Here is an 18,866-nt window from a genome sequence, read left to right as displayed (position 1 = left end):
AAGCTTTAAGCCGCTTGCGGCTCTGCCTGACGGGTGAGGAGTTTTTCACCGTCATGCCCTGTCACGATACGTTCGATGATTTCGCCCGGTGCACCGCTGTCCACCGATGCCAGTGTAAAGCCTTCGGTGCGCGCAATACCTTCCTTCTCGACGAGAAGGCGCTGCAAGGTGCCATTCAGCGCGCCGAGGTGTTTTTCATAAGCGCGGTCGCCTTCCGCGCGCAGGCGTGCCGCACGTTCCTTGACGATTTCGCGCCGCACCTGCGGCATACGGGCGGCGGGGGTGCCTTCGCGTGCGCTGTAGGGGAAGACGTGCAGGTGGGACAGTCCGCATTCCTCGACGATCTTCAGCGAATTCCGGAACATGTCTTCGGTTTCGGTGGGGAAACCGGCGATGATGTCCGCGCCGAAGACGATGTCAGGACGAAGCCCACGTACTGTTTCGCAGAAGCGGATCGAATCGTCGCGTAAGTGGCGGCGCTTCATGCGCTTCAGGATCATGTCGTCGCCCGCCTGTAGCGACAGATGCAGATGCGGCATCAGGCGCTTTTCATTGGCAATCGCATCCATCAGATCGTCATCGGCTTCGATGGAATCGATGGAGGAAAGACGCAGGCGCCGCAAATCCGGCACCTGGTTGAGAACAGTCTTCACCAGCTTGCCGAGACGCAGGCTTCCCGGAAGATCGGGACCGTAGGAGGTCATGTCCACGCCGGTCAGCACCACTTCGGCATAACCGTTGCCGACAAGGCGCTTGACCTGATCCACCACCGCGCCCATCGGAACGGAGCGGGAATTACCACGACCATAGGGAATAATGCAGAAGGTGCAGCGATGATCGCAGCCATTCTGCACCTGCACGAAAGCGCGCGCGCGACCTTCGATGGCATCGACCATATGGCTTGCGGTTTCGCGCACTTCCATAATGTCGTTGACACGCACTTTCTCGAACTGGTTGACGCCGAAATCCGGCAGCATCCGGTAGGAATTGGATTTCAGTTTTTCCTCATTGCCAAGAATGAGGTCGACTTCGTCCATGGCGGCAAAATTGTCCGCTTCGGTCTGTGCTGCGCATCCGGTGACGATGATGCGGGCTTCCGGGTTTTCACGGCGGGCCTTGCGGATCGCCTGACGCGCCTGTCGCACGGCTTCTGCCGTCACGGCGCAGGTGTTGAAGATGATCGCGCCATCCTTCAATTCGCCAAGTCCGGCGGCATCGGCTTCGCGTTTCATCACCTCTGATTCATAGGTGTTGAGACGGCATCCGAATGTTACGACTTCCACCGACATCAGGCTGCACCCCTGTCAGTTGGCTTGTCATTCTGGGCGTCGCGGCTCCATTCGCCGGACGCAGGATCGAAAGTGCCTGAAAATTCCCATTCGGCGGGGCCGGTCATCATGACATGATCGTCGTCGCGCCATTCGATCCTGAGCGGGCCACCGGGAACATTGACGGTGACTGTGCGCCCGGTGCGGCGCGTGCGCACTGCCGATACGGCGGCGGCGCAGGCGGCGGAACCACAGGCGCGGGTCAGACCTGCACCGCGCTCCCATGTGCGCAGATCGATTGTCTCGGGCGAGGTGACATGGGCTATGGAGATATTGGCGCGCTCCGGAAAGATCGGATGATGTTCCAGAAGCGGTCCGAATTTTTCCAGCTCATAGGACCAGACATCACGGTCGACCCAGAAGATTGCATGCGGGTTGCCCATGGATGCAACCGACGGCGAATGCAGAACCGGCGCGTCGATGGGGCCGACCTGCAGTTCGATCATGCGCGTATCGCGAAATTCCTCGGCAAGCGGAATGTCCTGCCAATCGAAGCGCGGCTTGCCCATATCGACTGAAATCAGGCCGTGTTCGTGTTCGGTCGCGGTCAGAATTCCGGCGCGGGTCTCAAAAGTAAAGGCCTGCCGACCGGTCTCGGCGGCCAGCGCCTGAACGACGCAGCGTGTGCCGTTGCCGCAAGCCTGCGCTTCCGTGCCGTCGCAATTGATGATCGCAATATAGTTGTCGGTTCCCGCCGTGCGCGGATCGTGGATCGCCATGATCTGATCGAAGGCGGTTTCGCTGTCGCCTGCAAGACGGATCGCAGCTTCAGGCGTTATCCGGTCCGCGCGACCGCGCATGTCGGCAACGATGATCTGATTGCCGAGCCCGTTCATCTTGGCGAAGGCTGCCTTGGTGGCCATAACTATCGTGGTTCCGTTTTCCTGTGGCTTTGGTCGATAAAGCCTATGGGACAATTAGCGTCTATATGGCGGAAAAGCCCGCAAATTGCCAGTACCCGCGACAGATTGCGAAAAGTTGCGGCCCGGATGTTCGCGCAGGAGAGGCGCCAATATCGGAGAAACTGTGGCCTTCCTGTCCCAGTTTCAAGATTATTAAGCGGTTTCAAGCATTCTTGAAGGGTTTGGGGGGCAAAAATGACAGGTGCCGGTGTTGCTTTTTTAACCATATAGCCATTTTATCGGTCCAATATTGTCACATTGCAGGGCTTCGGTAGGAAGTCCGGGGCATCCCCACCCCTGATGAGAAATGCGGAAATGGAGAACCAGATGGGAATTTCGAAAGCAAGTCTGCTCAGCCTCGCGGCGGCTGGCATTGTCCTGGCCGGGTGCCAGAGCTCCCGGTTCGGCAATCTCGATACGGTTTCGCCACCACCGCCACCGCCGCCCGTGAATGCGGCTCCGGCAGGCTCGGTGCAGAAGGGCAACCTTAATTCTCCTAATGCTTCGCAGTTCCCGACGGCTCCGACCACGGATCCGAATGCACAGCCCGGCACACAGGTTGCAAGCCTGCCGCCGGCATCCGCGCCTGATCTGACGCCAGGCTCCGTCGCCGGTGTCTGGAACGCATCGCTTGGCGGCCAGAGCTGCAAGATCGCGACGCCGCAGACCAAGTATGGTCAGGGCTATCGCGCTGGTCCGCTGCGTTGCCCGGGCGAACTCGGCAATCTCGCTTCCTGGGCCGTCAACGGCAAGCAGCTCGTTCTCTATGATGCGAATGGCGGCACCGTCGCGTCGCTCTATTCTTCGGGACAGAGCCGCTTCGACGGACAGACTTCAGGCGGGCAGGCCGTGTCGCTTTCGCGCTAAGACATTCTTTCGCTTAAAGACAGGCGGATCATCGCGAGATGGTCCGCCGTTTTTGCAATTGAAAGGTTGAACGGAAGCAATCATGTCTTTCGACGGTAATCTGAAAGCCTTCCCCTCCGTCCGCGAACATTACGATGCGATGGTCGTGGCGGGCGATGTGGAAGCCGATCCTGCTCAACTCGAACTCACCGTCCGTTATGACCGGCTGATCGAGGAAATCTGCACCAAACGCCTGTCACGCAAGTCGAGCGCGCTCGGCTGGCTGTTCGGCAAGCGCAAGGAGGCAACGAGCGTCATCAAGGGGCTTTACGTGCACGGCGAGGTCGGGCGCGGCAAGACCATGCTGATGGACATGTTCTTTTCGCTTCTTCCGGTGGAACGCAAACGTCGCGCGCATTTCAATGATTTTATGGCCGATGTGCACGAGCGCATCTATGCGCATCGTCAGGCGTTGAAGCGTGGCGAGACCAAGCAGGACGATCCGATCCCGCCGGTCGCCGATGCCTTGAGCCAACAGGCGTGGGTGCTGTGTTTCGACGAATTCACCGTGACGGATATTGCCGATGCGATGATCCTGTCGCGCCTGTTCAGTGCCTTGTTCGCGCGTGGAGTGGTGTTGGTGGCGACGTCCAACGTTGCGCCGGACAATCTTTATCGCGACGGACTGAACCGGCAGCTTTTCCTGCCCTTCATCGATATTCTCAAGCAGCATGTCGATGTGATCAATCTCGATTCGCGCACCGATTACCGCCTCGAAAAGCTCGACCGCCAGCCGGTCTATCTGTCACCGCTGGGTTCTGAGACGACCAAGCGCATGGAGGCGGCCTGGGTGGCGCAAAAGGACGGTGCGCATGAAAAGCCGGATGTCATCCGCATCAAGGGGCGCGACATCGAGGTCGCCCGTGCCGTGCATGGTGCGGCACGCTTCACTTTCGATGCGCTCTGTTCGAAGCCGCTTGGTGCCTCGGACTATATCGCCATCGTGAAGCACTATCCGACCTTGTTCATCGATGATGTTCCGGTGTTGGACTATTCACGCCGCAACGAGGCCAAACGCTTCATTCTGCTGGTCGACGTACTCTACGATCACCACGCGCGGGTGTTCATTTCGGCTGAAGCCCAACCGGAAAAGCTCTATCTCGCCAGCAAGGGCACGGAGGCCTTCGAGTTCGATCGCACCGCTTCCCGTCTTTTCGAGATGCAGAGCGCGGACTATCTGGCGGAGCCACCCGGCAAGGCCGGTTGAAGTCGACCCTTCCCGCTATCATCATCAGACTGCCCCATCATCAGACTGCCACAGACTGGACTTATAAGCCCGGTGGGCTATGTTGCTCACGCAATTCATGCGGAAGGCGGTGGCGCGTTCGTGCCGGACTTCTGATACGGCATCAGTTTTAAATCGGGGCCGGTTTTGAACAGGTGCACAACGTTGTTGGAATTGGCAGCTTGCCAGTCGCTCCTTCACCGCTTCGCCGGGGATGGTTCGCGGCGGTAGGAGAGGGTGGTTTTGCCTTGATATTGACAAATTATCTTACGTTTACGTAAGAACCATTAATTCTAACCGATTGAAAACATTAGTCGCAAAATAATGAGTTGAGTTTATCGCCAAAGAGTCCTATCTCGCAGTTCCAACGCTTGAGCGTTTCCGGCGAGGATTCCGGATGGCTTGATGCGTCTCTGGATCAAAAGTGAGGAAAGAAACAATCATGGCACGCAACAAGATTGCCCTCATCGGCTCCGGCATGATCGGCGGCACGCTCGCCCATCTGGCTGGTCTGAAGGAACTCGGCGACGTCGTCCTTTTCGACATTGCGGAAGGCATCCCGCAGGGTAAGGGACTGGATATCGCCGAATCTTCTCCGGTTGACGGTTTTGATGCGAAATACACCGGCGCCAACGACTACGCAGCAATTGAAGGCGCAGACGTTGTCATCGTGACCGCAGGCGTGCCGCGCAAGCCGGGCATGAGCCGCGACGACCTTCTGGGCATCAACCTCAAGGTGATGGAACAGGTTGGCGCAGGTATCAAGAAATACGCCCCTGAAGCTTTCGTCATCTGCATCACCAACCCGCTGGACGCCATGGTCTGGGCGCTGCAGAAGTTCTCCGGTCTTCCGGCGCACAAGGTTGTCGGCATGGCTGGCGTTCTCGACAGCGCCCGCTTCCGTTATTTCCTCTCGGAAGAGTTCAACGTTTCGGTTGAAGACGTCACGGCATTCGTGCTGGGCGGCCACGGCGACAGCATGGTTCCGCTGGCCCGTTACTCGACCGTTGCCGGTATCCCGCTGCCGGATCTCGTCAAGATGGGCTGGACCAGCCAGGACAAGCTCGACAAGATCATCCAGCGCACCCGTGACGGCGGCGCGGAAATCGTCGGCCTGCTCAAGACCGGCTCGGCTTTCTACGCTCCGGCTGCATCGGCCATCCAGATGGCTGAATCCTACCTCAAGGACAAGAAGCGCGTCCTGCCGGTTGCTGCCCAGCTTACGGGCCAGTACGGCGTCAAGGACATGTATGTCGGCGTGCCGACCGTGATCGGTGCCAATGGCGTCGAGCGCATCATTGAAATTGATCTCGACAAGAACGAAAAGGCTGAATTCGACAAGTCGGTGGCTTCGGTCGCCGGTCTTTGCGAAGCCTGCATCGGCATCGCTCCGTCGCTGAAGTAAAATTCCAGACAAGGCCGGATTGTCGCATTTGTGCGGCTCCGGCCTTTTCCGGCTGTCAATTATCGGTCGAAGATTCGGGCCGTACCGGCTCGCTGAATCGGTCGGGAATCCGTAGAGGACAACCAGATGAATATTCACGAATACCAGGCCAAGCGCCTGCTTCACACCTACGGCGCACCGATCGCCAATGGTGTGGCTGTCTATTCCGTCGAACAGGCGGAAGAATGGGCAAAGACGCTTCCCGGACCGCTTTATGTCGTCAAGAGCCAGATCCATGCTGGTGGACGCGGCAAGGGCAAGTTCAAGGAACTGCCAGCCGATGCAAAGGGCGGCGTGCGCCTCGCCAAGTCGGTTGAGGAAGTGGTTGCCAATGCGAAGGAAATGCTCGGCAACACGCTCGTCACCAAGCAGACCGGCCCTGCCGGCAAGCAGGTCAACCGTCTTTACATCGAGGACGGCGCCGACATCGATCGCGAACTCTATCTCTCGATCCTGATCGACCGCACCGTTGGTCGTCCGGCTTTCGTCGTTTCGACCGAAGGCGGCATGGACATCGAAGCCGTTGCCGAAGAAACCCCTGAAAAGATCGTGACTGTCGCCATCGATCCGGCCAAGGGCGTAACGGACGAAGACGCCAGCAAGCTCGCCGACGCGCTGAAGCTTGAAGGTCAGGCTCGTGAAGACGGCGTCAAGCTGTTCCCGATCCTCTACAAGGCGTTCACCGAAAAGGACATGAGCCTTCTCGAGATCAACCCGCTGATCGTCATGACCGATGGCCGCGTGCGCGTTCTCGACGCCAAGGTATCGTTCGACGGCAATGCGCTGTTCCGTCATCCTGACATTCAGGAACTGCGCGATCTGTCGGAAGAAGACGAAAAAGAGATCGAAGCTTCCAAGTACGATCTCGCTTACGTGGCTCTCGACGGCAATATCGGCTGCATGGTCAACGGCGCAGGCCTTGCCATGGCAACGATGGACATCATCAAGCTCTACGGTGCAGAACCTGCCAACTTCCTCGACGTTGGTGGCGGCGCTTCCAAGGAGAAGGTGACGGCTGCGTTCAAGATCATCACCGCTGATCCGGCTGTCCAGGGCATTCTGGTCAACATCTTCGGTGGCATCATGAAGTGCGACGTCATTGCCGAAGGCGTGATCGCTGCGGTCAAGGAAGTCGGCCTCAAGGTTCCTCTGGTTGTCCGTCTCGAAGGCACCAATGTCGAACTCGGCAAGAAGATCATCAACGAGAGCGGCCTGAACGTCATTTCGGCCGACGATCTCGACGATGCGGCGCAGAAGATCGTCGCTGCAGTGAAGGGGAATTAAGGCATGTCCATTCTCGTCAACAAGGACACCAAGGTTCTCGTACAGGGCCTGACCGGCAAGACCGGCACCTTCCACACCGAACAGGCGCTTGCCTACTACGGCACGCAGATGGTCGGCGGTATCCATCCGAAGAAGGGTGGCGAAACCTGGGAAGGCCAGAAGGGCGAAAAGCTTCCGATCTTCGCAACCGTTGCCGAAGCCAAGGAACGCACAGGTGCAGACGCGTCGGTGATCTACGTTCCGCCAGCAGGTGCTGCCGATGCCATCATCGAAGCCATCGAAGCTGAAATCCCGTTCATCGTCTGCATCACCGAAGGCATTCCGGTCATGGACATGGTTCGCGTCAAGGAGCGTCTGGAACGCTCGAAGTCGCGCCTGCTCGGACCGAACTGCCCGGGCATCCTGACCCCTGAAGAATGCAAGATCGGCATCATGCCGGGCAATATCTTCAAGAAGGGTTCGGTGGGTGTTGTTTCCCGCTCCGGCACGCTTACCTATGAAGCAGTGTTCCAGACCTCGAACGAAGGCCTCGGCCAGACCACAGCTGTCGGTATCGGCGGCGATCCGGTCAAGGGCACCGAGTTCATCGACGTGCTGGAAATGTTCCTGGCCGACGACGAAACCAAGTCGATCGTCATGATCGGTGAAATCGGCGGTTCGGCTGAAGAAGATGCGGCCCAGTTCCTCAAGGACGAAGCCAAGCGCGGTCGCAAGAAGCCGATGGTCGGCTTCATCGCTGGCCGTACGGCTCCTGCCGGACGCACCATGGGCCATGCTGGCGCCGTGATCTCCGGCGGCAAGGGCGGCGCGGAAGACAAGATTGCTGCCATGGAATCGGCCGGCATTCGCGTGTCGCCGTCGCCGGCGCAGCTCGGTAAGACGCTGGTCGAAGTCCTCAAGGGCTGAGATCGCGTATCGGTCTGAATATCCCGGCGGCGGCGAAAGCCGCTGCCGGGTTTAGCATAACAACGGGTCATGTGATCCGGATTAGAGGGACGGATATCCGTTCCGACGCGTAGAGTTTAGTCATGCCGGGGTCTGTAGCGGTTCCTCCCCGGCGGCGTGAGGGATGAAGTTTCGAACTTCCGGCCCGCGCAAGATGAGCCACTGACAAGGAGACGGAGCGCTGCTCCGGATAGGCTATGGCAAGGCAAGAACAAGCCAACGACGTTTTCGCCCTTACCTCATTCCTCTATGGCGGCAATGCCGACTATATTGAGGAGCTGTACGCCAAGTATGAGGACGATCCGAATTCGGTCGATCCGCAGTGGCGCGATTTCTTCGCGAAGCTGGGCGACAATGCCGACGATGTGAAGAAAAACGCTGAAGGCGCGTCCTGGACCAGGAAAAACTGGCCGATTGCAGCCAATGGCGAACTGATTTCCGCGCTTGATGGCAACTGGGCTGAAGTTGAAAAGCACGTCACCGACAAGCTGAAAGGCAAGGCTGCAAAGGGCGAAGCGAAGGGTGCTACCGGCGCGGCTCTTACCAGCGAAGAGATCACGCAGGCTGCACGCGACAGCGTTCGCGCCATCATGATGATCCGCGCCTACCGCATGCGTGGCCATCTGCACGCCAATCTCGATCCGCTCGGTCTCTCCGAAAAGCCGAACGACTATAACGAGCTGGAGCCGGAAAACTACGGTTTCACGCCAGCTGACTACAACCGCAAGATCTTCATCGACAACGTGCTCGGCCTCGAATATGCGACCGTGCCGGAAATGCTCGACATTCTGAAGCGTACCTACTGTGGCACGATCGGCGTCGAATTCATGCATATCTCCGATCCGGCTGAAAAAGCCTGGATTCAGGAACGCATCGAAGGTCCGGATAAAAAGGTTGCTTTCACGCCGGAAGGCAAGAAGGCCATCCTGTCGAAGCTCATCGAAGCGGAAGGTTTCGAGCAGTTCATCGACGTCAAGTACAAGGGCACCAAGCGTTTCGGCCTCGATGGCGGTGAATCGCTGATCCCGGCCCTTGAGCAGATCGTCAAGCGCGGCGGCGCCATGGGCGTCAAGGAAATCATCTTCGGCATGGCCCATCGTGGCCGTCTGAACGTGCTTAGCCAGGTCATGGGCAAGCCGCATCGCGCTATCTTCCACGAGTTCAAGGGCGGCTCCTATGCGCCAGACGACGTGGAAGGCTCGGGCGACGTGAAGTACCATCTGGGCGCTTCGTCGGACCGTGAATTCGACGGCAACAAGGTCCACCTGTCGCTGACCGCCAACCCGTCGCACCTCGAAATCGTCAACCCCGTCGTGATGGGCAAGGCCCGTGCCAAGCAGGACCTGCTGGCTGGTCGCACCCGTGACGACATGGTTCCGCTTGCAACGCGCGCCAAGGTTTTGCCGCTGCTCCTGCATGGCGATGCTGCCTTTGCTGGTCAGGGTGTTGTGGCCGAGTGCCTCGGCCTTTCGGGCCTGAAGGGGCACCGCGTCGCCGGTACGCTGCATTTCATCATCAACAACCAGATCGGTTTCACCACCAATCCGGCCTTCTCGCGTTCGTCGCCTTATCCGTCGGATGTTGCGAAGATGATCGAAGCGCCGATCTTCCACGTCAATGGCGACGATCCGGAAGCCGTGGTGTTCGCTGCCAAGGTTGCGACCGAATTCCGCATGACCTTCCACAAGCCGGTGGTCATCGACATGTTCTGCTATCGCCGCTTCGGTCACAACGAAGGCGACGAGCCGTCCTTCACCCAGCCGTTGATGTACAAGGCGATCCGTGCACACAAGACCACGGTTCAGCTCTACAGTGACAAGCTGATTGCTGAAGGCCTGATCAAGCAGGAAGAAATTGACCAGATGAAAGCGCAGTGGCGCGAAAATCTGGAAACCGAATTCGACGCCGGACAGAGCTACAAGCCAAACAAGGCCGACTGGCTGGACGGCGCTTGGGCTGGCCTGCGCACCGCGGACAATGCCGACGAACAGCGTCGCGGCAAGACTGCCGTACCGATGAAGACGCTCAAGGAAATCGGCAAGAAGCTGGTTGAAGTGCCGAAGGACTTCCACGTCCATCGCACGATCCAGCGCTTCCTCGACAACCGTGCCAAGATGATGGAAACGGGCGAAGGGATCGATTGGGCGACGGCTGAATCGCTGGCATTCGGTTCGCTGGTTGCTGAAGGCAGCCCGATCCGCCTGTCCGGTCAGGACGTCGAACGCGGCACCTTCTCGCAGCGTCACACGGTTCTCTACGATCAGGAAACCCAGAACCGCTACATCCCGCTCAACAATATCCAGAAGGGTCAGGCGATCTACGAGGCCATCAACTCGATGCTCTCGGAAGAAGCAGTGCTGGGCTACGAATACGGCTATTCGCTGTCCGACCCGCGCGCTCTGGTTCTGTGGGAAGCCCAGTTCGGCGATTTCGCCAATGGTGCACAGGTCGTGTTCGACCAGTTCATCTCGTCTGGCGAACGCAAGTGGCTGCGCATGTCCGGTCTCGTCTGCCTTCTGCCGCACGGTTATGAAGGTCAGGGTCCGGAACACTCCTCGGCTCGTCTGGAACGCTGGTTGCAGATGTGTGCGGAAGACAACATGCAGGTGGCCAACGTTACGACGCCGGCTAACTACTTCCATATTCTGCGCCGCCAGATGAAGCGCGACTTCCGCAAGCCGCTCATCATGATGACGCCGAAGTCGCTGCTGCGTCACAAGCGTGCCGTTTCGACCCTCAACGAACTGTCGGGCGAATCGTCGTTCCACCGTCTGCTGTGGGACGATGCGCAGTACAACAAGGACGAAGGCATCAAGCTTCAGAAGGATGCAAAGATCCGTCGCGTCGTTCTCTGCTCGGGCAAGGTCTATTACGACCTTTACGAAGAGCGTGAAAAGCGCGGCATCGATGACGTCTACCTGCTGCGTGTCGAACAGCTTTATCCGTTTCCGGCCAAGGCACTCATCAATGAGCTGTCACGCTTCCGCCATGCGGAAATGGTCTGGTGTCAGGAAGAGCCGAAGAACATGGGCGCATGGTCGTTCATCGACCCGTATCTGGAATGGGTGCTGGCTCATATCGACGCCAAGCATCAGCGCGTGCGCTATGCAGGCCGTCCGGCCGCTGCATCGCCTGCAACGGGTCTGATGTCGAAGCATCTTGCGCAACTCGCCGCTTTCCTTGAGGATGCGCTCGGTAACTGATCCGGGTTAGAGTTCTGGAGCAGTTTTTCGGAACTGCTCCAACCTGAATTGAACACAAAATCTAAAGTTTGAAGATCAACGGAAGAAGAAACCATGGCCACCGAAATTCGCGTTCCCACGCTTGGGGAGTCCGTTACTGAGGCAACCATCGGAAAATGGTTCAAGAAGGTCGGCGACGCCATCGCCATCGATGAACCGCTGGTGGAACTGGAAACCGACAAGGTGACAGTGGAAGTTCCGGCTGCTGCTGCTGGCGTATTGGCTGAAATCACGGCCAAGGAAGGCGACACGGTCGAGGTCAATGCGCTTCTCGGCCAGATTTCCACCGATGGCTCTGCCGTCGCTGCGGCGCCTGCTGCGAAGAAGGAAGAAGCCAAGCCTGCTGCCGCTGCACCGGCTGCAGCACCTGTCGCTTCGGCTTCGTCGGGCCCGGCTATGCAGCCTGCCCCGGCTGCCTCCAAGCTGCTTGCTGAAAATAACCTCTCCGCCGATCAGGTGGACGGTTCCGGCAAGCGCGGTCAGGTGCTGAAGGGCGACGTGCTCGACGCTATCGCCAAGGGTGTTTCCGCTACTCCGGCTCCGGCCGCACCGGCCGCTGCCCGTCCGGCATCGTCGGCTGGCGACGCATCGCGCGAAGAACGCGTGAAGATGACCCGTCTGCGCCAGACCATCGCCAAGCGTCTGAAGGATGCCCAGAACACCGCCGCCATGCTGACGACCTATAACGAAGTCGACATGTCTGCGGTCATGGAACTGCGCACCAAGTACAAGGACGTCTTCGAGAAGAAGCATGGCGTGAAGCTCGGCTTCATGGGCTTCTTCACCAAGGCCGTGACCCATGCGCTGAAGGAAATCCCGGCTGTTAACGCCGAGATCGACGGCACGGACATCATTTACAAGAACTTCGCCCATGTCGGCATGGCCGTCGGCACGGACAAGGGCCTTGTGGTTCCGGTCATCCGTGACGCCGACCAGCTTTCGATTGCCGGCGTTGAAAAGGAACTGGGACGTCTTGCCAAGGCAGCACGCGACGGTACGCTTTCGGTCGCTGACATGCAGGGCGGCACGTTCACCATCACCAATGGTGGCGTGTACGGTTCGCTGATGTCCTCGCCGATCCTGAACGCTCCGCAGTCGGGTATCCTTGGCATGCACAAGATCCAGGAACGTCCGGTTGTCGTCGGCGGTCAGATCGTGATCCGTCCGATGATGTATCTTGCCCTGTCCTACGATCACCGCATCGTGGACGGCAAGGAAGCCGTGACCTTCCTCGTGCGCGTGAAGGAAAGCCTGGAAGATCCGGAACGTCTGGTTCTTGATCTCTAAGGACGAACGATGGAGCCGGGCGTCTTCTCCGCATCTCCGTTTCTGCCGTTGGTCGGCTTGAGCGTTGTCCTGCTGGTGGTTCATATCCTCCTGCAGGGCTTTGCGGCGACGAAGGAACTCGGCTCTCGATGGAATGCCGGTCCGCGCGACGAGGGTTTGAAACCCTCCGGTAAATTTGCCGGGCGCGCGGAGCGGGCCTCTGCCAATTTCCGTGAGACCTATCCGGCTTTCATCGGTCTGGCGCTGGCGCTCGTGCTGAAAGGCGATCCGTCCGGATGGGGGATTGTCGGCTCGTGGCTCTGGTTTTTCGGCCGCATCGTCTATATCCCGCTTTATCTGGCGGGCATTCCCTATTTCCGTTCCTTCGTCTGGCTCATTAGTCTGGTGGGGCTCGGTATCATGCTTCTGGCTTTGGTTCTGTGATGACAGCCTGCGCGTGAAACACGCGCAATGAAGGAAACGCGATGCATCCCTATCTGTTCGAACTTGCATCCCTGATGGCGATTTTCGTCTTTGCCATCGTTTCCCCTGGCGCCGATCTCGCCATGGTTATCCGGCAGTCGCTGCTGCATGGCCGTCGCGAGGCGATCATCACGAGCTTCGGCATTGGCGCCGCCCTGATGATGCATGTCACCTATACGGTTTTGGGTCTCGGGCTCATCATTTCCAAGTCGATCTATCTGTTCAATATCGTCAAATGGTGCGGTGTGGCCTATCTGGTCTATATCGGCATCAAGGCGTTGCGCGCTGGAACGACAAAAATCGATGTGGAAGCGGCGCCGAAGGAACCGCATAGGCAGCAGAGCTTCGCCAAGGCGTTCGGCCTCGGCTTTGCGGCCAATGCGCTCAATCCGAAAGCAGTGTTCTTCTTTCTGTCGATTTTCTCGACGGTCGTTCATGCCCATACACCGACCGAAGTGAAGCTTGGTTACGGTGTTGTGATGGCAACCGCCTTGATCTCCTGGTTCGTCGGTGTCAGCCTTTTCATGACGACGCCGAAGATGCGTGCGGCCTTCTCGCGCGCCTCAAAATGGATTGATCGGACCAGCGGCGTTGTCTTCATCGCGCTGGGACTTAAACTTGCCACCGAAAAGGCTATGTAAGAAGCAACAGGTTCAGTTTTACTGAACCTCGATTCGCTGCCGGAAACACTCAACCGGAACATTCAGGGAGAACCGACAGATGCACGCTGCAAACAAGCTTTTCAGAACTGCCGCCGTTTCGGTGCTTGCGCTCACCGTGTTCTCGACCGCGGTTCAGGCGGCCTGCACCCAGAACCGGGCGATTTATCGTGATCGCGACGATGCCTATACGCTGACCTTCCGTCCGGAGCAGCCGAACGACCTGAAAATGTCACCGGCACCGACGAATGAATTCACCATCACGGCCAATGATAAGCCCGAGTTCAAGCTGAGCGGCATGGTGATCTGGCCGGAAGAAGGTGTGGCGCGTCCCTATGCGTTGCTGACCTTCAATTGCAAGGGTGACGGTTCCAACCCGGAAGATCTCGATGATTGCAGCATCTGGCAAAGCGTCATCTATTCGCTGAAGGAAGGCGCGGAAGCCGATGTCCTGCCCAAGGCGGAAGAACCGGCGGCGCAGGCAATCCTGCTGCCTGATCTGGTGACGGCGCTTGATGGTTATGATTTTGGAGCGGCGAAACCTGAAAAGCCGCTTCAGTGGGAAGCATTCCGCTTTCAGGGATGTTCACCAGACGAGGAATAACCGGCACCCTGTAGGCACCGGTTGCATGTGAATAATTTCGAATGAGAGAACGGGCCCGGATGAACGGGGCGTTCGAAAAACGTTCAGGACAGACTGAAGAAGGATAGTTCAATGTCATACGATGTGGTTGTCATCGGTACGGGCCCTGGCGGTTATGTCGCCGCGATCAAGGCTGCACAGCTTGGTCTTTCCGTTGCTGTTGTGGAGAAGCGCAAGACCTTCGGTGGCACCTGCCTGAATATCGGCTGCATTCCCTCCAAGGCGCTTCTGCATGCGTCGGAAGTTTTCGCTGAAGCCGGTCACTCCTTCGACACGCTCGGCGTGGAAGTGACGCCGAAGCTCAATCTGGGAAAGATGCTGGCGCACAAGGACACGACCGTAAAGGCCAATGTCACGGGCGTTGAATTCCTGTTCAAGAAGAACAAGATCACGGCCTTCATCGGCACTGGCAAGATCGTTGGCAAGGGCAAGGTTTCCGTGACCGCTGAAGACGGCAAGGTCGAGGAAATCGAAGCAAAGAACATCATCATTGCCACCGGTTCCGATGTTGCGGGCATTCCGGGCGTCAAGGTCGATATTGACGAGAAGGTCATCGTTTCCTCGACTGGCGCGCTTTCCTTCGACAAGGTTCCGGGCAGCCTGATCGTTGTCGGCGGCGGCGTGATCGGTCTGGAGCTTGGTTCCGTCTGGGCGCGTCTTGGTGCGAAGGTCACGGTCGTCGAGTATCTCGACAAGGTGCTCGGGCCCATGGATGGCGAAGTGTCGAAGCAGTTCCAGCGCCTGCTCGAAAAGCAGGGCATTGCCTTCAAGCTCGGCGCCAAGGTTACAGGCGTCGAGAAAGCCGGCAAGGCCAATTCCGGGGGCGCGAAGGTGACCTTCGAACCGGTGAAGGGTGGCGCGGCTGAAACGCTTGAAGCTGATGCAGTTTTGATCGCGACCGGCCGTCGTCCTTACACGGATGGTCTTGGCCTTCAGGAAGCGGGCGTGAATGTCGATGATCGCGGCCGTGTTGCAATCGACGACCATTGGCGCACCAATGTCGAAGGCATCTATGCCATCGGCGACGTGGTGCAGGGTCCGATGCTGGCGCACAAGGCCGAAGACGAAGGCATTGCGGTTGCCGAAATCATTGCCGGTCAGGCCGGTCACGTGAATTTCGATGTCATTCCGAGCGTCGTCTACACGCAGCCGGAAGTCGCTTCGGTCGGCAAGACCGAAGAAGAGCTGAAAGCTGCCGGTATCGACTACAAGGTTGGCAAGTTCCCGTTCACGGCCAATGGTCGTGCACGCGCCATGCAGCACACCGACGGCTTCGTGAAAATCCTCGCCGACAAGGCAACGGACCGCGTTCTGGGCGCTCATATCCTCGGCTATAATGCCGGTGAAATGATCCACGAACTGGCTGTTCTGATGGAGTTTGGCGGCTCGTCGGAAGATCTGGCACGCACCTGCCATGCTCACCCGACCATGTCGGAAGCTGTGCGCGAATCCGCATTGGCGACCTTTGCCAAGCCGATCCATATGTAATTGGCTGCAACCATATGATTATAAAAAGGCCCGCTGATGCGGGCCTTTTTCGTTAATGCTTAATTTTGTGCCGGTGGGGCTGGAGCCGGTGTGGCAGGCTCACTCTGTGTCGTCGGCGGCGGGGGAGGTGGAGCCGCAGTATCCGTTCCACTGCCATTCCGGTAGAAGAAGTAAGCGAGGATAATGATCGCTGCCAGAAGCACCGCACCAAGCAGATAGCCACTTCCGCCGCGCGGGGGCGGAGGTGGCGGCATTCCGGAAGGGTCTGACAGGCGCGGATCGGAAGTTGTGCGCGGGTCGCTATTTCGTGGATCAAGGGGATCAACCATAACGGGCTCCTCCAATGGTCCCTTTCGTCATCGAAGCGACGTTTGGGAAATGACGGTTGGCCGGGCATTTGCGGTCATACATGAGCCAATCTGTGCTCCGACCGCCTCAAATGTGTGTTGTCATGCGTTGCGATAACAAACCCGGTGTATATCAATGCGAGAAAGAGCGCTTAGTTCCAAGAAATCTAATATAAGAGGAGCTATGAATTAATAGCTATACAATGCAATTCGGCGAGGATTCTATTAACCCAAGCGAAACTGCACATTGATATGTATATTCAATCACGGAAGCGATCCGGTAATAGGGACTATGGTCGATCAACTGGCCATCTTGGCTTTATCACTGTAAATCATTGATGAGGTCGGGTCGTTGAGAGCGATCGTAAACCACGCCGAAATTTGAGGAATGACATAATGCCGTCGAAAGAGAACCTGAAAACCATTGAGCGCTTCGAAAAGCTCTCTTCGCTTCTGCGCGATGAACAGTTCAAGCTTCTCGACGAAGCGGCACGGGAAGAGGCGCTTCCGGGAAAATCGATACTGAGACAGATTGCCGAACTCGAGCTCAATATAACGGCCATTGAAAACAGCATCACCGATCTGAAAGCCGACTAGCAATATTCTAGCTTAGAGGTTTTATAGTGGGCTCACCCGATAGCCTTTTGCGCGTAACAGTTCAATTATTCCGTCCTTGCCCGGCAGATGCAGGGCGCCGACGGCAATAAAGGCATTTCCCTTGTCGATGATCGGAACGGCACGATCCGTCATGACCTGATTGCGGTCGGAAATGAGATATTTTAGAAATAGTTCATAGTCTGCTTCGGAAAGACTGTCGGGAACGATCTTTCGGAGCGACGGCATGATCATGCCAATCTCGCCCTTGAGGTAGAGCGCGGTCGTGGTCTCCATGGCATCCTCGACCTTGTCGCCATAGTCGACGGTAGCCACCAGATTGCGGAGATGGAAGTCGAGCGGCATCCGGTTCATCGCGACCAGTTGTTCTGCTGCACTTTCCAGGCCCAAAACATTGCGGCCCTCGGCCTGTGCGTCGAGAGCCAGCCTTTCATCAAGCGATTTCTCGCCATCGTTTTTGCGCTCCCTCTCGCATTTTGGAAGTGCGAGCAGGCTGGTCAGCACCCACGGCTTCATTTTTGCAACCGCGTCGAGAACGATACCGCGTTCTGCAAGCTTCTGTTCGATCTCCTCCCGCCGCTCGGGCGGAATATGCGACTTCAAGGTGCTGCCATCAGTGAAGAGCAGCAGGTCGGGCTGTTCGAGCTTGAGACGCAGGAAAGCCTTCGGGTCCAGAATATCCGTCGTTTCGATGACGACAGTGCTTGCTGACCGATAGGCCTCGTCGGCAGCTTTCGGCAATGTCAAAACACGCGGATCGGAAAGATGGATCGTGCCAAAGAGATAGGACGGTTCGACGCCGTCTTTATCGATTTTCCAAAGAAGCCCTTTGCGATTGGGTACAGCATCGGCTTCGCGTTGTATTTCCTGCCAACTTGCCGGGTCTTTTGCCTCCAACCCGTCAATGAGATTGATGCCGTGCACGGCGCAAGCGGCAGGTGCATCGTCGGCGCGAGCCGAGACCGTGCCTGCCAGACAGGCATAGAGAAGAACGAGAAGCAGCTTTTTCATGAGAGTAATATAGGGGCGGTTTTTGCCGATGCCAGCGACTTCTCAAGCGCGCGGATGTGCCTTGTCATAGACTTCCAGCAGTCGCTCGGTATCCACGCCGGTATAGACCTGTGTGGTCGAGAGGCTTGCATGGCCAAGCAGCTCCTGGATGGTCCTGAGATCACCGCCTCGCCCCAGAAGATGGGTGGCGAAGGAATGGCGCAGCGCATGCGGCGTCGCGCTGTCGGGCAGGCCGAGACCAGCACGCAGTTTCTGCATTTCGCGCTGGATGATCGCAGCATGCAGCACACCACCCTTGGCGCCTCGAAAAAGCGGTTTGTCGGCGGAAAGGTCGAACGGACAAAGCGTTCGATATTGTGCAATGGCGCGATGCACGATGGGCAGAAGCGGGATGAGGCGCGCTTTGCTGCCCTTGCCCGTAATGGTGATCGAACGGGCAGTGCTGTCAGACAGTGCATCACCCATCAGGCCGAGCGCTTCCGAAATGCGCAGGCCGCAACCGTAGAGCAAGGTCAGGACGGCTGCGTTGCGCGCGGCAATCCATGGCTCCTCCGCCATTTGCCCATCGGCTGCAACCACGCGCCGGGCGTCTTCGGCGGTCAATGGTTTCGGCAGTGATTTCGGCTGGCGCGGCGCACGCATGGCGCTTGCGCCTGCCGCATTGGCCAGGCCGCGTTTTTCCAGATGGCGTAAAAGCGAGCGCACACCGGCAAGCCCGCGGCCCAGCGTGCGGGCACCGACGCCTTCATTGCGACGGCTGGCCAGAAACGAACGCAGGTCGGCGATCCGTAGATTGCCAACATCTTTCAGCGATGGCGGTTCGCCCAGATGCCCAGTCAGAAAATTGAGGAACTGACGTGTGTCGCGCTCATAGGCTTCGAGTGTGTTTTCCGACAGGCGGCGCGCATCCTTCAGCGTCTTCAACCATTCTTCACGCGCCGCTGCGAGGTCGGCGCGGGCAGGGATCAGAAATTCGCTGTTCGTTGTCATAATCAAGCCGGTCGTTCATTCTGGATGGACGGACAGTCTGCCAGCGATAGGTTACCGGCTGGTTGTTCGTGGGACGAAAAGCACTATT

General features: G+C 58.0%; 17 protein-coding genes. 12 read left to right on the top strand and 5 right to left on the bottom strand.

Going from position 1 to position 18,866, the window contains the following annotated elements:
* Nucleotides 1–5: 5 nt before the first annotated feature.
* Nucleotides 6–1,289 carry a tRNA (N(6)-L-threonylcarbamoyladenosine(37)-C(2))-methylthiotransferase MtaB gene (gene mtaB / locus ABDF71_RS00550; RefSeq protein WP_010657599.1) on the bottom strand — a complete coding sequence of 428 codons (1,284 nt, stop codon included), beginning with the start codon at nt 1,287–1,289 and terminating at the stop codon, nt 6–8.
* Nucleotides 1,289–2,191 carry a diaminopimelate epimerase gene (gene dapF / locus ABDF71_RS00545; RefSeq protein WP_500060790.1) on the bottom strand — a complete coding sequence of 301 codons (903 nt, stop codon included), beginning with the start codon at nt 2,189–2,191 and terminating at the stop codon, nt 1,289–1,291. Before dapF ends, mtaB begins: the two co-directional genes overlap by 1 nt.
* A gap of 366 nt (nt 2,192–2,557) precedes the next feature.
* Here dapF and ABDF71_RS00540 point away from each other — a divergent pair, with 366 nt between their 5' ends.
* The 11 genes from ABDF71_RS00540 to lpdA all read left to right on the top strand — a co-directional run bounded on the left by ABDF71_RS00540 (nt 2,558) and on the right by lpdA (nt 15,815).
* Nucleotides 2,558–3,097 (top strand): protease inhibitor Inh/omp19 family protein, encoded by a 540-nt coding sequence (locus tag ABDF71_RS00540; protein ID WP_010657597.1) that lies wholly within the window; start codon nt 2,558–2,560, stop codon nt 3,095–3,097.
* 82 nt (nt 3,098–3,179) lie between these two features.
* Nucleotides 3,180–4,343 (top strand): cell division protein ZapE, encoded by a 1,164-nt coding sequence (zapE, locus tag ABDF71_RS00535; RefSeq protein ID WP_012091129.1) that lies wholly within the window; start codon nt 3,180–3,182, stop codon nt 4,341–4,343.
* A gap of 460 nt (nt 4,344–4,803) precedes the next feature.
* Nucleotides 4,804–5,766 carry a malate dehydrogenase gene (gene mdh, locus ABDF71_RS00530; protein WP_010657595.1) on the top strand — a complete coding sequence of 321 codons (963 nt, stop codon included), beginning with the start codon at nt 4,804–4,806 and terminating at the stop codon, nt 5,764–5,766.
* 126 nt (nt 5,767–5,892) lie between these two features.
* The gene (sucC, locus tag ABDF71_RS00525; protein WP_010657594.1) at nt 5,893–7,089 is read left to right on the top strand and encodes an ADP-forming succinate--CoA ligase subunit beta; all 1,197 of its coding nucleotides are present in this window, start codon (nt 5,893–5,895) and stop codon (nt 7,087–7,089) included.
* A gap of 3 nt (nt 7,090–7,092) precedes the next feature.
* A complete protein-coding gene (sucD, locus tag ABDF71_RS00520) occupies nt 7,093–7,995 on the top strand; it encodes a succinate--CoA ligase subunit alpha (protein WP_010657593.1) in 903 nt (300 codons plus the stop codon).
* Between the two features lie 236 nt (nt 7,996–8,231).
* Nucleotides 8,232–11,237 carry a 2-oxoglutarate dehydrogenase E1 component gene (locus ABDF71_RS00515; RefSeq protein ID WP_010657592.1) on the top strand — a complete coding sequence of 1,002 codons (3,006 nt, stop codon included), beginning with the start codon at nt 8,232–8,234 and terminating at the stop codon, nt 11,235–11,237.
* Nucleotides 11,238–11,330: 93 nt separating this feature from the next.
* Nucleotides 11,331–12,563 (top strand): 2-oxoglutarate dehydrogenase complex dihydrolipoyllysine-residue succinyltransferase, encoded by a 1,233-nt coding sequence (odhB, locus tag ABDF71_RS00510; protein ID WP_151663722.1) that lies wholly within the window; start codon nt 11,331–11,333, stop codon nt 12,561–12,563.
* Between the two features lie 9 nt (nt 12,564–12,572).
* The gene (locus tag ABDF71_RS00505) at nt 12,573–12,986 is read left to right on the top strand and encodes an MAPEG family protein (RefSeq protein WP_151663723.1); all 414 of its coding nucleotides are present in this window, start codon (nt 12,573–12,575) and stop codon (nt 12,984–12,986) included.
* 41 nt (nt 12,987–13,027) lie between these two features.
* On the top strand, nt 13,028–13,666 hold the full coding sequence (locus ABDF71_RS00500) for a LysE family translocator (protein WP_151555398.1): 639 nt from the start codon (nt 13,028–13,030) through the stop codon (nt 13,664–13,666).
* A 79-nt stretch (nt 13,667–13,745) separates the two neighbouring features.
* The gene (locus ABDF71_RS00495) at nt 13,746–14,288 is read left to right on the top strand and encodes a hypothetical protein (protein ID WP_151616154.1); all 543 of its coding nucleotides are present in this window, start codon (nt 13,746–13,748) and stop codon (nt 14,286–14,288) included.
* A gap of 111 nt (nt 14,289–14,399) precedes the next feature.
* Nucleotides 14,400–15,815, top strand: a complete 1,416-nt coding sequence (gene lpdA, locus ABDF71_RS00490; protein WP_012091134.1) for a dihydrolipoyl dehydrogenase — start codon at nt 14,400–14,402, stop codon at nt 15,813–15,815.
* Between the two features lie 59 nt (nt 15,816–15,874).
* Here lpdA and ABDF71_RS00485 read toward each other — a convergent pair whose 3' ends face one another.
* Nucleotides 15,875–16,144, bottom strand: a complete 270-nt coding sequence (locus tag ABDF71_RS00485) for a hypothetical protein (protein ID WP_010657586.1) — start codon at nt 16,142–16,144, stop codon at nt 15,875–15,877.
* A gap of 414 nt (nt 16,145–16,558) precedes the next feature.
* Between ABDF71_RS00485 and ABDF71_RS00480 the strand changes: the two genes are divergently transcribed.
* Complete coding sequence (locus ABDF71_RS00480; protein WP_010657585.1) at nt 16,559–16,759, top strand: hypothetical protein; 201 nt, start codon at nt 16,559–16,561, stop codon at nt 16,757–16,759.
* Between the two features lie 21 nt (nt 16,760–16,780).
* On the opposite strand, the gene ABDF71_RS00475 is transcribed toward ABDF71_RS00480, so the two are convergent.
* Both ABDF71_RS00475 and ABDF71_RS00470 read right to left on the bottom strand, forming a co-directional pair.
* Nucleotides 16,781–17,788: a TraB/GumN family protein gene (locus ABDF71_RS00475; protein ID WP_151616155.1), complete on the bottom strand. Its 1,008-nt coding sequence runs from the start codon at nt 17,786–17,788 to the stop codon at nt 16,781–16,783.
* A gap of 42 nt (nt 17,789–17,830) precedes the next feature.
* On the bottom strand, nt 17,831–18,778 hold the full coding sequence (locus ABDF71_RS00470) for a tyrosine recombinase XerC (RefSeq protein WP_151616156.1): 948 nt from the start codon (nt 18,776–18,778) through the stop codon (nt 17,831–17,833).
* Between the last annotated feature and the right edge of the window lie 88 nt (nt 18,779–18,866).

It is taken from the genome of Ochrobactrum sp. WV_118_8, from assembly GCF_039631535.1.
GTDB lineage: Bacteria > Pseudomonadota > Alphaproteobacteria > Rhizobiales > Rhizobiaceae > Brucella > Brucella anthropi.
The sequence above is the reverse complement of the archived record's forward strand: the minus strand, read 5'-3'. Positions and strand labels throughout refer to the sequence as shown.

Coding starts and splice junctions, on each gene's coding strand:
- mtaB (WP_010657599.1), bottom strand. CDS start 1,289: ATGTCGGTGGAAGTCGTAACATTCGGATGCCGTCTCAACACCTATGAA.
- dapF (WP_500060790.1), bottom strand. CDS start 2,191: ATGGCCACCAAGGCAGCCTTCGCCAAGATGAACGGGCTCGGCAATCAG.
- ABDF71_RS00540 (WP_010657597.1), top strand. CDS start 2,558: ATGGGAATTTCGAAAGCAAGTCTGCTCAGCCTCGCGGCGGCTGGCATT.
- zapE (WP_012091129.1), top strand. CDS start 3,180: ATGTCTTTCGACGGTAATCTGAAAGCCTTCCCCTCCGTCCGCGAACAT.
- mdh (WP_010657595.1), top strand. CDS start 4,804: ATGGCACGCAACAAGATTGCCCTCATCGGCTCCGGCATGATCGGCGGC.
- sucC (WP_010657594.1), top strand. CDS start 5,893: ATGAATATTCACGAATACCAGGCCAAGCGCCTGCTTCACACCTACGGC.
- sucD (WP_010657593.1), top strand. CDS start 7,093: ATGTCCATTCTCGTCAACAAGGACACCAAGGTTCTCGTACAGGGCCTG.
- ABDF71_RS00515 (WP_010657592.1), top strand. CDS start 8,232: ATGGCAAGGCAAGAACAAGCCAACGACGTTTTCGCCCTTACCTCATTC.
- odhB (WP_151663722.1), top strand. CDS start 11,331: ATGGCCACCGAAATTCGCGTTCCCACGCTTGGGGAGTCCGTTACTGAG.
- ABDF71_RS00505 (WP_151663723.1), top strand. CDS start 12,573: ATGGAGCCGGGCGTCTTCTCCGCATCTCCGTTTCTGCCGTTGGTCGGC.
- ABDF71_RS00500 (WP_151555398.1), top strand. CDS start 13,028: ATGCATCCCTATCTGTTCGAACTTGCATCCCTGATGGCGATTTTCGTC.
- ABDF71_RS00495 (WP_151616154.1), top strand. CDS start 13,746: ATGCACGCTGCAAACAAGCTTTTCAGAACTGCCGCCGTTTCGGTGCTT.
- lpdA (WP_012091134.1), top strand. CDS start 14,400: ATGTCATACGATGTGGTTGTCATCGGTACGGGCCCTGGCGGTTATGTC.
- ABDF71_RS00485 (WP_010657586.1), bottom strand. CDS start 16,144: ATGGTTGATCCCCTTGATCCACGAAATAGCGACCCGCGCACAACTTCC.
- ABDF71_RS00480 (WP_010657585.1), top strand. CDS start 16,559: ATGCCGTCGAAAGAGAACCTGAAAACCATTGAGCGCTTCGAAAAGCTC.
- ABDF71_RS00475 (WP_151616155.1), bottom strand. CDS start 17,788: ATGAAAAAGCTGCTTCTCGTTCTTCTCTATGCCTGTCTGGCAGGCACG.
- ABDF71_RS00470 (WP_151616156.1), bottom strand. CDS start 18,778: ATGACAACGAACAGCGAATTTCTGATCCCTGCCCGCGCCGACCTCGCA.